Source organism: uncultured Parasphingopyxis sp. (assembly GCF_937129435.1).
In the GTDB taxonomy this organism is placed as follows: Bacteria; Pseudomonadota; Alphaproteobacteria; order Sphingomonadales; family Sphingomonadaceae; genus Parasphingopyxis.
In genome coordinates, this window is the sequence record NZ_CAKZNF010000020.1 from 1 (window position 1) to 14,290 (window position 14,290).

The 14,290-nt window shown below is 64.0% G+C and carries 7 protein-coding genes and 1 pseudogene; all 8 read left to right on the forward strand.

Translation table 11 applies throughout. The features are described 5' to 3' along the window. Positions 1–1,725 (forward strand): hypothetical protein (locus tag Q0139_RS04020; protein ID WP_298017763.1); only part of this gene is annotated, 1,725 nt, incomplete at its 5' end. Positions 1,726–1,799: 74 nt separating this feature from the next. Next, positions 1,800–3,251, forward strand: a complete 1,452-nt coding sequence (cysS, locus tag Q0139_RS04025) for a cysteine--tRNA ligase (RefSeq protein WP_298017770.1) — start codon at positions 1,800–1,802, stop codon at positions 3,249–3,251. Between the two features lie 116 nt (positions 3,252–3,367). Then, entirely contained in the window at positions 3,368–4,318 is a 951-nt protein-coding gene (locus tag Q0139_RS04030; protein WP_298017779.1) for a D-2-hydroxyacid dehydrogenase, read from the forward strand. Positions 4,319–4,406: 88 nt separating this feature from the next. After that, on the forward strand, positions 4,407–6,056 hold the full coding sequence (locus Q0139_RS04035) for an acetolactate synthase large subunit (RefSeq protein WP_298017782.1): 1,650 nt from the start codon (positions 4,407–4,409) through the stop codon (positions 6,054–6,056). 186 nt (positions 6,057–6,242) lie between these two features. Further along, on the forward strand, positions 6,243–7,604 hold the full coding sequence (locus tag Q0139_RS04040; RefSeq protein WP_298017791.1) for a multiheme c-type cytochrome: 1,362 nt from the start codon (positions 6,243–6,245) through the stop codon (positions 7,602–7,604). Further along, positions 7,604–9,583: a heme-binding protein gene (locus Q0139_RS04045; RefSeq protein WP_298017799.1), complete on the forward strand. Its 1,980-nt coding sequence runs from the start codon at positions 7,604–7,606 to the stop codon at positions 9,581–9,583. The genes Q0139_RS04040 and Q0139_RS04045 overlap by 1 nt, the downstream gene beginning before the upstream one ends. A 3-nt stretch (positions 9,584–9,586) precedes the next feature. After that, positions 9,587–11,548 carry a hypothetical protein gene (locus Q0139_RS04050; RefSeq protein WP_298017805.1) on the forward strand — a complete coding sequence of 654 codons (1,962 nt, stop codon included), beginning with the start codon at positions 9,587–9,589 and terminating at the stop codon, positions 11,546–11,548. 37 nt (positions 11,549–11,585) lie between these two features. Then, positions 11,586–14,290, forward strand: a pseudogene (locus Q0139_RS04055) (hypothetical protein); the annotation flags it as partial.

The following is a 14,290-nucleotide window of genomic DNA, read 5'->3' on the forward strand; positions in this document are numbered from 1 at the left end:
GCCAATGGTGCGATCGTCGTCAACAACGACATCCAGGTCGATGGCAGCCTGCTCGCGAGCGGCGCGGCGATTCTGCTCAACGCGCAGGGCGATCTCGGCATTTCGGATGTACGCGCGACCAACGGGGATATCGATGTCATCGCCGCCGGCGCGCTCTCCGTCGACCTAGCACAGTCGGTCGGCGATATCCGGCTGACAAGCACCGATTCGTCGATAACGACCGGAAGCCTGCAGGCCGGGCTCGCAACCGTCACGCCAGCGAATTTCGGTCCCGGCGCCGTCCTTCCGAATGGCAGTGTCGTCGGCTCGCCCGGCCCCGGCACCATCGCGATCAGCGCTGCCGGTAGCGCAACCCTGAACGGCGATGTCCTTGGTGTCGATGCCCTGTCGGTTTCCTCAGGTGACATGATCGCCATCAACGCGCTGGCAACCGCCCGGACAATCTCGCTGACAAGTGCCGATCTGGAGATCTCGGCAACAGGCCGGGTCGGACAGCAGGCAAACACAACGAGCATCGAGATCGGCAACGATGGTTCTCGGCAGTTCGTGCTCGGCGGTTCGGGTACGACCGGTGCCTACAGCCTCGACGCCGCCGAGTTCACGCGGATCGCATCCGGCGGCGACGTCACGATCTTCGCGCTCGAGACCGGCAGCGGCGATCCCGACCTCCTGATACAGGATGCGACGGCCAACGCCGGAACCACGATCGGCACGGCGGGCACGCTGAGCCTGTTCACCGAAGGCGATATGCGTATCGACGGGGCGTTCTTGCTAAGCAATGCCGCGAACACGAACATGCTGTTCCTGCAGGCAGGCGACGCTATCCGGCTGGACGCGATTGCCGGCAATCTGGCGGTGACCGACACCGGCGGCGGTGCCGGCGGCATGCTGTCGGTCAATGCGCCCGTCATCCTGGCCGTCACCGATGCAGCGGCGGCCGATATCGCGGGCCTCAGCGTTGCCGATATCGATACGCGGCTAGCCGACAGCGACGGCATCAGCCGCGCGGACGGATTCTTCCAGGCCGCGGCCATCGCCTTCACGGTCGAAGATGCGCTGTACGTCCAGAATAGCGCGAGCGGCGTCGATTTCGACGATCGGCGCGGCTATGTCGTCGGAGCGGGTGGTTTGTCGATCACGGGCATCGGTTCCGAGCCGATCGGGATCGTCATCAACGGCGTGCAAAGCGACGCCGGCAGCACGACGACCGGCATCGATGTGATCGCTCTGACTTCCATCACCGGCGATTTCGATCCGGCATCGACGATCAATGGTTGCGTGATTGCCAATCCGGCAAGCTGCGTGCCGGTCCCACCACCGCCGCCGCCGCCTCCACCACCGCCACCGCCTCCACCACCGCCGCCTCCACCACCGCCGCCTCCGCCACCACCGCCGCCTCCACCACCGCCACCTCCGCCGCCGCCACCTCCGCCGCCACCTCCACCGGTGGACGAGCCGGGCGACCCGGACTTCCCGGTGCAGGATCTGGTCGAAGAGGAGGTCGAGAATCCGGACGCCAATATGGGTGACACCACCAGTCCGCCGTTGATCGAAAACGCGGTCTTCTCGCCGGATGAAGAGGGTCCCGTGATCGACGATCCGGTGACCGGGGCGGGCAATGACGATCTGTGGAGCGCCGACGAGCAATGCGCGGTAGACAATGCCGATGGCGAGGAATGCGAGGGCGATCCGCCGCCCGACGCGACCCTCCCTGCGAACGATTAGGGCAGCCGGGCCGACGGCCCTGAGGCCACGTTCACCCTGTTGACCTGCGCGCCGCCGCGCTGCATCGCATCGCCATGACGAACGACGGCGCGCCCCTGCGGCTGTTCAACAGCCTGACACGCGAGATCGAGGAATTTCGCCCGATTCACGAAGGCGAGGCGCGGGTCTACAGCTGCGGGCCGACGGTCTATAATTACCAGCATATCGGCAATATGCGCGCCTATATCTTCGCCGATACACTGGGCCGCGTGCTGAGCTGGAAGGGCTATGACCTCACCCACATCATCAACATCACCGATGTCGGGCACCTGACCTCGGACGCCGATGCCGGTCCCGACAAGATGGAAAAGGCGGCCAGCGAGAGCGGCAAATCCGCATGGGACATCGCCGAATATTATACCGGCGTGTTCAAGGGCGATATCGCACGCCTCAACATCCGCCCCCCGGCAAAGTGGACGGTCGCCACCGCGCATGTCGAGGCGATGATCGATTTCGCCAAAACCATCGCCGACAAGCATTGCTACGAGCTCGACAGCGGCCTCTATTTCGATACGTCCACCGTGCCCGAATATGGCCGTCTCGCCCGTGCCGTCACCGAAGAGGGCGAAGGCCGGATCGATACGGTCGAGGGCAAGCGTCATCAAAGCGACTTCGCGATCTGGCGCAAGACGCCCGAGGGCGAGACGCGGCAGATGGAATGGGATTCGCCCTGGGGCAAAGGCGCGCCGGGCTGGCATCTTGAATGCTCGGTGATGAGCAAGCAATATCTCGGCGAGCAATTCGACATCCATACCGGCGGCATCGATCACCGCGAGATCCACCACCCGAACGAAATCGCACAAAACCAGGCCCATAGCTGCTCGGCGCACACCGGCGCGAACATCTGGATGCACAATAATTTCCTCGTCGACCGGCGCGGCAAGATGAGCAAGTCGGCGGGCGAATTCCTCACCTTGCAGACGCTGGTCGACAAAGGCGTCCTCCCCCTCGCCTATCGCCTCATGTGCCTGCAGGCGCATTATCGCAGCGAGCTTGAATTCAGCTGGGAGAACCTGCTCGCCGCGCTGACCCGGCTGAAGCGGATGGTGATGGCTGCCCAGCAACTCCGCGATCGCGTCGAGGCACCTACGACCGACATCGATCATCCTCGATTGCAGCAACTCCTGACAGCTTTCGACGAGGCCGTGTCCGACGATCTCAACACGCCCAAGGCACTCACCGTGCTCGACGACGTGCTTGGCCAGAAGAAAATCGATCCGGCGCAACGGCTGGCGACCGTCGCACTGATCGATGCCGTGCTCGGCCTCGAACTCGTCACGCTGACGCGGCAGGACATTCGCGTTCGACCATCCACAGCGCGCGTCGACGAGGCGCTAATCGAGCACCAGCTCGACCTGCGTGATGAGGCGAAGGGCAACAAGAATTTCCCGGCAGCCGACGCTATTCGCAACGAGCTCGCGTCGAACGGCGTCGAAGTCATGGACGGCGATCCGCTGCGCTGGGACTGGATAATTGAAGCAAATTAGCCCCTCCCCTTCAGGGGAGAGGTTGGGGTGGGGACGTCCAAAGAGCGCCACGCTAAATGGATAGCCCCCACCGCCGGCCCCTCCCCTGAAGGAGAGGGGTGAAGAAAGGACAACGCATGACCGACCCCATCAAAGCCGTCCTCCCCGCCATGGCAAAGCCGTTGATCGAGAGCCGCCTCGAAGGGCTCGACGTGTCCTGGTTCACCAGCGGCGCGGAAGCCGCCGAAATGGCGCGTGACGCGGAAATCGGCTGGCTCGACATGTATGACAAGACCGCCATGGCCAAGGCGATCGAAGCGGGCGAATCGCTGAAATGGCTGAGTTCGATCTATGCCGGCGTCGAGCATTTCCCCCTCGAGCTGCTGCGCGAACGCGGGACGAAGGTCACTAACGGGACCGGCATCAATGCGATTCCGATCGGCGAATATGTCGTCATGGGGATGCTGGCGGCGGCAAAGCGGCTCGACAAGGTTCTCGAGGGCCAGCGCGCGCATGATTGGCAACAGGGATCGCCGGGCCAGGCCGAACTGTTCGAGAGCAAGGTGCTGATCATTGGCTTCGGCGCCATCGGCCATGAGGTCGCCAAGCGGCTCAAAGGCTTCGATGCCGAGGTCATCGCCGTGCGCCGCAGCGCCGACCCGGATCCGATGATCATCGGCACGGACGAGTGGAAGCCGCGGCTCGGCGAGTTCGACTGGGTGATTCTCGCCGCACCCGCAACCGATGAAACCGAGCATATGATCGGTGCCGACGAACTCGCCGCGATGAAAGAAAGCGCCTGGCTCGTGAACATCGCGCGCGGCAGCCTCGTCGATCAGGCGGCGCTTGTCGCCGCGCTCAACGACGGCACGATCGGCGGCGCATTCCTCGATACCGTCGATCCCGAACCGTTGCCCAAGGACGACCCGCTCTGGGATGCGCCGAACACGTTCATCACCATGCATCATTCGGGGAACAGCACCACGCGCATGTTCGAACGCGCGGCACAGCGTTTCCTCGACAATCTGTCGCGGTATCGCAGCGGCGAACCGCTCCTGTCTGCCGTCGATCTCGATCTCGGCTATTGACGCGTGACGCGGCCCATCGGGCTGTGTAAGGTCGCTGGCAAAAGGGACGGGTCGCAGCTTTTATCGCTCCAAGGGGGAAATTCGCGCGATGGCCAAAGCTTCCGATCTCTTCATCAAGTGCCTCGAAGAAGAGGGCGTCGAATATGTGTTCGGCGTTCCCGGCGAGGAAAATCTGGACTTTCTCGACAGCCTGTCGCGGTCCGATATCAAGCTCATCCTGACGCGGCATGAGCAGGGCGCGGGCTTCATGGCCGCGACCTATGGGCGGCATACCGGCAAGACCGGCGTCTGCCTTGCCACGCTCGGGCCCGGCGCGACGAACTTCGTCACCGCCGCCGCCTATGCGCAACTCGGCGGGATGCCAATGATGATGATCACGGGCCAGAAGCCGATCAAATCGTCGAAACAGGGCCGTTTCCAGATTCTCGACGTCGTTGACATGATGGGGCCGATCACCAAATTCACGCACCAGCTCGCAAGCGGCGACAATATTCCGAGCCGCGTGCGCGAAGCCTTCCGCCTCGCCGAATCGGAGAAGCCGGGCGCGGTTCACCTCGAACTGCCCGAAGACATCGCCGACGAGGAAACCGATTCGCACCCGATCACGCCGAGCGTCAACCGCCGGCCGGTGGCCGAAGGAAAGGCGATCAAGGCTGCCCGGCAGAAGATCGAGGACGCCAAATGCCCGGTCCTCGTCATCGGCGGCGGCGCCAATCGCACGATGACGAGCCGGATGCTCACCCAGTTCGTTGAAAAGACCGGCATCCCCTGGGCAACGACCCAGCTCGGCAAGGGTGTCATCGACGAGACGACGGACGGTTATCTGGGCTGCGCGGCGCTGTCGGCGGGCGATTTCGTTCACCGGGCGATCGAATCGGCGGACCTGATCGTCAATGTCGGCCACGACGTGATCGAAAAGCCGCCCTTCTTCATGAAGCAGGGCGGAGCCGAGGTCATCCACGTCTCGATGAACCGGGCCGAAGTCGATCCCGTCTATTTCCCGCAGATCGAGGTGATCGGCGACATCGCCAACGCCGTCTGGCAGATCAAGGAAGACATCCAGAAACAGGGTCACTGGAACTTCGACAAGATGATGAAGGCCCGGCAGGCCGAGGTCGAGCATACGGCAACGCTCGACAATGACGTGCGCTTCCCGATCTACCCGCCGCACCTGGTAAAGGCCGTGCGTGAGGTAATGCCCGCCGACGGGATCATCTGCCTCGACAATGGCGTCTACAAAATCTGGTTCGCGCGCAACTATGCCGCGCGGCAGCCCAACACCGTGCTGCTCGACAATGCGCTGGCGACCATGGGCGCGGGCCTGCCGTCCGCCATGGGATCGGCGATGGTCTATCCCGATCGCAAGGTCATGGCGATCTGCGGCGATGGCGGCTTCATGATGAACAGCCAGGAGATGGAGACCGCCGTCCGGCTCAAGCTCAACATCACCGTGCTGATCCTGCGCGACGACAGCTACGGCATGATTCGCTGGAAACAGGCCAATATGGGCTTTGAGGATTACGGGCTGACCTTCGGCAATCCGGATTTCGTCAAATATGCCGAAAGCTATGGCGCATATGGGCACCGCATCGAGAGCTCCGAGCATCTTGCCGAAACGCTCAGGCATACGCTCGATACAGACGGCGTTCACCTGATCGATTGTCCGGTCGATTATTCGGATAACGACCGGATTCTCAATCACGAGATCAAGGAACTCAGCGCCAATCTCGAACTGTAACCCGATCGCCTCGATTCGACGTCAAATTGCCGAAATTCGGCGGAAATCGATGGCGAACGCTTGCCAGCGCGGAACGAAACGAACATAAGTTTCGCAAAACATGGGGTTGCATAATCAGCGGAGACGCGCACGCAAAAGTGGCGCCGAACCCGGGGGACGATTATGTCGTTGAGGGCGAATTGGACGATGGCCTTGGCAGCGCTGGCGGCGCTGGCCGGAATCCTGTTCGGAATCGGTGAAACCAACAATGCGACCGCCGCAGCGGCGCAATCGTCCGGCCGCACCCATGTCGGCGTGGCAAGCTGCGGCGGAACAACCTGTCATGGCCGCCAGGAAGCCGACGGCGAAATCGTCCGCCAGGACGAGATTCTGCAATGGCAGGAACCGTCGACCGCCGCCGGATCGCACAGCCGCGCCTATGCCGTGCTGACGAGCGCCCGCTCGCAGAATATCGCACGCGAACTGGGCATCGGCGATGCATCGAGCGCCGAGATGTGCCTCGGCTGCCATGCCACCTATACGAGCGCCCGCGGACCGCGCTTCCAGCTCACCGATGGCGTCGGCTGCGAATCGTGTCACGGCCCCGCAGGTGGAGAAGGCGGCTGGCTTGCGAGCCATTATGCGGTCGGCAACAGCCACGCCGCCAATGTCTCGCGCGGCCTGACGCCGCTCGACAATCCGCGCGCCCGCGCTTCGGTGTGCCTCGATTGCCATTTCGGCAGCACCGATGCAGGCCAGTTCGTCAATCACCGGATCATGGCCGCCGGCCATCCACGCATCGTCTTCGAGCTCGACCTGTTCTCGACGCTGCAGCAGCATTGGGACGAGGACGACGATTATCGGCAGCGCAAGGGCGCGACCAACCATGTCCAGCTCTGGGCGGTCGGCCAGGCGACGGCACTGGAACGTTCGCTGACATTGTTCGCCAGCCCGCGGCTCGGCGTCGAGGGGATGTTCCCCGAATTCTATTTCTTCGACTGCCACACCTGCCATCGCCGGATTTACGACGATCCCAATGCGCGGCCCACCGGCACCGCCAATCCTTCGCGGCCGATCCCCAACGGCTATCCGTCCTATCAGGACGAGAACATGATCATGCTCTCGGCGGCCGCACGCGTCCTTGCGCCGGGTGCTGCGGGCGAATTCGATCGCAACAGCCGCGCCTTCCATTCGGCCATGGCACAGGGACGGAGTGCCTCTGTCCAGGCCGCCGGGCGCTTGCGGCAGAGCGCGGCGAATCTCGCAAGCGTCTTCGCCAATGCCGCCTTCACCCGCGAACAGACCTTCGCGATCGTCGACACGATCGCCTCGGAAGCGATCCGGTCCCGCTTCACCGATTATGAGGGCAGCGTCCAGGCGGTGATGGCGACCGATACGCTGCTCAACGCCATGGTCAGCCAGGGCACGGTCAGCGAAGGCGCCGCCGAGGCGATCCGAACCGATATCAATGCCGCCTATGCCGCCGTCCGCGAACCCAATGCCTATCGCCCCGCGGAGTTTCGCGCGGCGCTCGGCCGTGCCGCTTCGGCGATCCGGAGATTGAGGTAATGCGTAAATCCCGACTGACCTCGCTGCTTACCGCGAGTGCTCTCATTCTGGCCTCCTGCGGCGGAGGTGGCGGGGGCACGCCGGGCAACCAGCAGGGCAACCCCGCGCCGCCCCCTCCCCCACCGCCACCGGGTTCGACGCAGCTTTATGACGTGCCGGCGCAGGAAGCGCTGAGCGCCGCCGATGTCCGGCAGGTCATCGCGCAGGCCGCCGCCGAAGCGAGTGCGCGCGGACTGCCGTCGGTCATCGCCGTCACCGACCGGGTCGGCAATGTCCTCGCCGTCTATCGGATGACGGGCGCCAACGAATCGCTGAGCGTGCCGGAGCCGCCCGGCCCCAATTTCGACCTGCAGGGCCTCAACCTGCCCGCTCCCGCCGCTCGCGCCGGCGCGATCGCCAAGGCCGTGACCGGCGCCTATCTCTCCTCGGGTGGCAACGCATTCAGCACGCGCACGGCGAGCGAGATCGTGCAGGAACATTTCCCGCCCGCACCGACCACCGTGGGCCTCGAAAGCGGTCCGCTCTTCGGCGTTCAGTTCAGCTCGCTTCCCTGTTCCGATCTCGTCAGCCGGTTCAATGCAGGCGGGGGACCCGGGGCGCGGATCGGGCCGCAGCGCACCCCGCTCGGCCTCTCGGCCGATCCCGGGGGTTTTCCGCTCTATCGCGACGGGGTCGTCATCGGCGGCGTGGGCGTCATGGGCGACGGCATATATGGCTTCGATCCCAACCGGCTCGACCGCGAAAATGACGACGAGGAAGCGATCGCCTTCGCCGCGACGCGCGGCTTCGAGCCCCCCGCCGCCATCGTCGCCAACCGGATTCCGGTCGATGGAACGACGCTCAAATATAGCGATATTCGCGAGAGCGACCTCCAGAGCGACCCGGCCAGCGCGCCACCGCTCAACACCGTCGCCGGTTCGCTCGTGCCGGTGCCTGGCTATTTCGACAATGCGGGCGGCATCCTAGCGGGCACCGCGTTTGGCACGGAGGCTTCAGGCATTCGCGCCTCGACCGCCGGCGAATTCCTCTATCGCGACGCCTTCGTCCTTTCGAACGGATCGGGCAATAACCGCTTTCCGATCCGCGCCGGCACCGATGGTGCCGATGTCACATCGCCGCTGACGGCCGCCGAAGTCCGCGCCGTGCTCGAAGAGGCGTTCGTCGTGCTGACGCGCGCCCGCGCGCAGATCCGCCGCCCGCTCGACAGCCGGATGGAGGCGTCGATCTCGGTCGTCGACACCCACGGCGAAATCCTTGGCATCGTCCGGTCGCCCGACGCGCCCATGTTCGGTATCGACGTGTCGCTGCAAAAGGCCCGCACGGCGAGCTTCTTTTCGAGCGCGCGCGCCGCCGCCTCGCTGCAGGCCAATCCGAGCCCGGATGTGCAGCAATTCGTCCAGGCGACGCGCGATTTTCTCGACGATCCGACCGCGCTGACCGGCGGTTTCGCCTTTTCCGATCGCGCCGGCGGCAACCTCTCGCGCCCCTATTTTCCGGACGGCGAAGTCGGGCGCCCTCATGGCCCGCTTTCGCGCCCGATCGAGAGCTTCAACCCCTTCTCCACCGGCCTGCAATCGGCGCTGGTGCTGAACAATATCGTCCAGCATGTCGGCTTCATCTTCGGCATGAACGCCGATACGCCCGCGCGCTGCACCGCAACGCCCGATGTCGCGCCCGGGCAGAACCCGCTTGAAAATGGCATCCAGATCTTCCCCGGATCGGTCCCGATCTACCGCGGCAACACGCTGATCGGCGGCATCGGCGTGTCGGGTGACGGCATCGATCAGGACGACATGGTCAGCTTCCTCGGCCTGCATAACGGCGCGCAACGCCAGACCGGTATCAACAACGCCGCGCCCGATATCCGCGCCGACCGGATCATCGTCGATATCGGCAATGGCGTCCGGCTGCGCTACGTCAACTGCCCGTTCGCGCCGTTCCTCGACACCGACGAACAGAATGTCTGTCAGGGGCTGTAGGCGATGGCGGTTGCGGTCCCCCTGATGCTGATGGTCACGGCGGCCCACCCGCCGCAAGCCATGCCATACGGGCCGACCGTCGCGCTGGCCGCCGTTCAGGGTGCAACCGCACCGCGCCGCGTGCCGGGATCGAATGTGATCTGCGAAAACGGCGAAGTCATCGATCCTGCCACGGGCCTGAACCAGTGCCAGCAGGAAGAGATCGAGACCGAACCCGGCGATGCTGGCGAGGTGATCATCGACGGCCGCCGCCGCCCCGGCGTGCCGCAGCGCGAGCTGCCCGACGCCATCGAGCAGGACAATGAAGGCGCGGTCCGCGCGCCGCCGCCCAGCGCCTTTCCGGGCGACGACTTTCCGGTCCCCGATCGCTGGCGGATCGTCGAGACGCTGAACCTCGTCAACGAGGATTATCTCGATCCGTACAACCAGAACACGCTGAAGGGCGACCGCCCGATCCCGGTCGACGACCTTCCCGGCTGGCTCGACTGGTTGCCGATCGAGGGTGACGACTGGTTCTTCATTGTCAACGCAACGTCCGACACGGTGATCGAGCCGCGCAGCTTCCCGACCCCGGTCGGTGTGCAGACGACGACCGAGCCAGACAGCCTCGACGTGTTCGGCCAGCAGGACAGCCTCGTCCTCGCGCAGACCTTCATCACTGGCGTGGCGTTGATCAAGGGATCGACGGCCTATCGTCCGCCGGATGTCGAATATCGCTTCACGCTGGCGACGCAGTTTAACTATGTCGACGTCAACGAGCGCCGCGTCCTGTTCGTCGAGCCGAGCCGCGCCAGCCACCGTTTCGATTGGTTCACGGGCGTCCAGGAACTCTTCATCGACTATCACTTCCGCAACACCTCGCGGCGGTACGATTTCGATTCCATCCGCGTCGGCATCCAGCCATTCAACGCCGATTTCCGCGGCTTCCTGTTCCAGGACAACCAGCCCGGCATCCGCGTCTTCGGTACGCGCGACAACAACCGCTTCCAGTATAATTTCGCCGCCTTCGCCCGGCTCGAAAAGGACACGAACTCGGGCCTCAACGACCTGTTCGCGACGCCGCGTTCCGATTTTCTGTTTCACGCCAACCTTTTCCGTCAGGATCTGCCCTTTCCGGGCCTGACGAGCCAGGTCAGCGTCACCTACAACATGAATCGCGAGCGTACCGACGTCGAAATCGACGATAACGGTTTTCCGGTGCGCCCCGCACTGCTCGGCAGCCTACGCGGCAGGAATTATGACGTGGTCTATCTCGGCTACAACGCCGATGGGCGCGTCGGCCGCTTCAACCTGACGGCATCGGCCTATCTGGCGCTGGGCGAGGATCGGAACAGCTTTTTCACCGACGAGCCGGCAGATATTTTCGCTTATTTCGGCGCCACCGAGCTCAGCTACGATGTCGACTGGATGCGCTTCCGCCTCTCCGGGCTCTACGCGTCGGGCGACGGCGATCCCTATGACAGTACCGAGCGGGGCTTTGACGCGATCTTCGAAAACCCGATCTTCGCCGGTGCCGACACCAGCTACTGGATCCGGCAGGTCATCCCCTTTGCCGGTGGCGGCCGCGCGATCGGGGTCAACGGCCGCAACGGCATCCTCAATTCGCTGCGGAGCTCGAAGGAACAGGGCCAGTCCAACTTCAACAACCCCGGCACGATCCTGCTCGGTGTCGGCGCCGATTTCGATATCACTCCCACATTCCGTCTGTCGGCCAATGCCAATCACCTCTGGTTCGAGAATACGTCGACGCTTCAGGCACTTCGCAACGAAGGTTCGATCCCGACCTCCATTGGCTACGACCTGTCGCTGGCGGCGATCTGGCGGCCTTTCGCGACGCAGAACATCATCTTCCGCCTCTCAGGCGCACTGTTCGAGGCGAATGACGGCTTTGCCGACCTCTTCGCCAACGACCGGCGCTCGAGCACCTATTATTCCGTCCTTTTCAACGCGATTCTGAACTATTGAGATGATCCGCTCTTTGTCCCTCCCGCGCATTGCGCTCATGCTCGCCGGACTGCTCGTGCTGGCGGCGCTGTTCGCGCAACCGATCATCGCGGCCGGCGGCGAAGTCGCCGTCGAACGCAACTATGAAGAGGCGGGCGTCATCGCCGCCCCTGCCCCGCGCAACCAGAGCGATGAGGAAATGGAGCGCAAGAGCGCCGGCTGCGTCTCCTGCCACACCAATACCGACCAGCTGACGATGCATGCAACGCCCGCCGTGCGCCTTGGCTGCACCGATTGCCATGGCGGCAACCCGGAGGTCGCGCTGGCCGATCCCGATCTCGATTTCGAGCATCCCGACTATATCGCCACGCAGAACCGCGCCCATGTCCTGCCGCTCTATCCGGAAAGCTGGCACAATCCGGCCAGTGCCAATCCGCGGCGCAGCTACACGCTGCTCAACCGCGAGAGCCCCGAATTCATCCGTTTCGTCAATCCGTCCGACTATCGCGTCGTGCGCCAGGCCTGCGGCGCCTGCCATATCGAGGTGATCGAGGCGGCCGAGCGCTCGCTGATGGCGACGGCGGCGATGTTCTGGGGCGGTGCCGCCTACAATAACGGCATCCTGCCCTTCAAGGTTTACGGGCTTGGCGAGGCCTATACCGAGAATGGCGAGCCGGCCCGGTTGCTGTCGGCAGGCGAGCCGCATGGCACGGTGACGCCTGAAGAGGCGGCGCGCGGCGCGCTCGGCGAACTCTATCCGCTACCGACTTGGCATGTGATTCCGCCTGGCGACATCTTCCGCGTGTTCGAGCGAGGCGGCCGCAACATCAACTCGCAATTCCCGGAGATCGGTATCCCCAATATCGGTGGCATCATCCAGCGGCTCGAGGAGCCGGGGCGACCCGATTTGCGCCAGTCGAACCGCGGCCCGGCCACCGGGCTACGCGTCGCAATTCCGATTCTCAACATCCATAAGACGCGTCTGAACGATCCGTTGATGTGGTTCATGGGCACCAACGACCAGCCGGGCGATTATCGCCATTCGGGCTGTGCGTCTTGCCATGTCGTCTATGCCAATGACCGCGAGCCGCGCCATTCGATGCAATGGGCGCAATATGGTCGCGACGGACAAACGGCGACGGTCGACCCGACGATCAACCGTTTGCGACAGGGTTATCACCGCCCCGGCAGTTACGAGCCCCATGGCGAGGTCAACGACGACACGCACGAGATCGATGTCTCGATGGAGCCGGGTCAGTGCGGCGCCGCCTTCGATCTGGTCGCCGAACAGTTGCGCGAGCAGGGCATTCGCGGTGCGGGCTATCACGACGATGAAGACCATGGCGAGGGCCATGCCGATGACGGGCATGGCACCGACGATCATGCCGACGAGCATGGCGGCGTCGGCGGCCCGCTCGACAACGAAGCCCATAGCGATGACGGTCACGGGAGCAGCGGCCCCGCCCCGTTCGAGCTGCGCGAGCGCGGTCATCCAATCCAGCACGCCTTCACCCGGTCGATCCCGACCGCCCAGTGCATGAGCTGCCACATGCACCAGCCGAACATGTTCCTGAACACCTATCTCGGCTATACCATGTGGGACTATGAGAGCGACGCCCCGCTGATGTGGCCGGCGCAGCAGCTCTATCGCACCGCTGAACAGGTTTACGCGATCCTCGACCGCAACCCCGAAATGGCCGCCGTGCGCGGCTGCTGGGGCGACGAGGATTTCATGCGTAACGTCAACGACCTGGTCAATCCGCAGGCGCAGGATACGCAATTCGCCGATTATCACGGCCATGGCTGGAATTTCCGCGCCATCTTCGCGCGCGACCGCGAGGGCAATTTGCTCAATGGCGACGGCGAGGTCATCGAACCCGATACCGACGAATGGCGCCAGCGTTTCCGCCGTGACGGCGAAGGCCAGTTCGTCGAACCCGGCACCAATCCGGGCACTGCCGTGCACATGATGGACATCCATGCCGAGGTCGGAATGCAATGCGCCGACTGCCACTTCGCGCAGGACAGCCATGGCAACGGCCTGATCTATGGCGAGGTCGCGAGCGCGGTCGAAATCCAGTGCGTCGATTGCCACGGCACGGTCGACGAATATCCGACGCTCAGGACCTCTGGTCCCGCCGCGCCGCCATCGGGCAACAATCTCGAGCTTTTGCGTAACCCCGACGGCCAACGCCGCTTCGAATGGGTGCGCGATATGTCCGGGCGCCGCTACCTGATCCAGCGGTCTATCATGGACCCTGATCTCGAATGGGAGGTCAGCCTCGTCCGCGACAGTGTCGACCGCAACCATCCCGATTTCAACGAGGAAGCAGCCTATTCGAAGCTTGTGGGGCGCACCGGAGCGGACAGCGGCGTCTATGAATTCGGTCCCGGGATCGACCGCGAGAATCGCGCGCATCAGGAGGACGAGATGGCCTGCTTCACCTGCCATCTCTCCTGGACGACGTCATGCGGTGGCTGTCACCTGCCGATCGAGGCCAACGCGCTCAACTCCAGCCATCATTACGACGGGCTGCAAAGCCGCAACTTCGCGACCTACAACCCGCAGGTCGCGCGCGACCAGATGTTCCAGCTCGGCATTCATGGCGACACCAGCGGCAATATCATCGCGCCCGTCCGTTCCAGCTCGGCGCTGATCCTGTCCTCAACCAACATCAACCGCGAGCGCATCTATGTGCAGCAGCCGCCGATCTCGGCGAGCGGCTATTCGAGCCAGGCCTTCGCGCCGCACTTCCCGCACAC

Coding starts and splice junctions, on each gene's coding strand:
- cysS (WP_298017770.1), top strand. CDS start 1,800: ATGACGAACGACGGCGCGCCCCTGCGGCTGTTCAACAGCCTGACACGC.
- Q0139_RS04030 (WP_298017779.1), top strand. CDS start 3,368: ATGACCGACCCCATCAAAGCCGTCCTCCCCGCCATGGCAAAGCCGTTG.
- Q0139_RS04035 (WP_298017782.1), top strand. CDS start 4,407: ATGGCCAAAGCTTCCGATCTCTTCATCAAGTGCCTCGAAGAAGAGGGC.
- Q0139_RS04040 (WP_298017791.1), top strand. CDS start 6,243: ATGGCCTTGGCAGCGCTGGCGGCGCTGGCCGGAATCCTGTTCGGAATC.
- Q0139_RS04045 (WP_298017799.1), top strand. CDS start 7,604: ATGCGTAAATCCCGACTGACCTCGCTGCTTACCGCGAGTGCTCTCATT.
- Q0139_RS04050 (WP_298017805.1), top strand. CDS start 9,587: ATGGCGGTTGCGGTCCCCCTGATGCTGATGGTCACGGCGGCCCACCCG.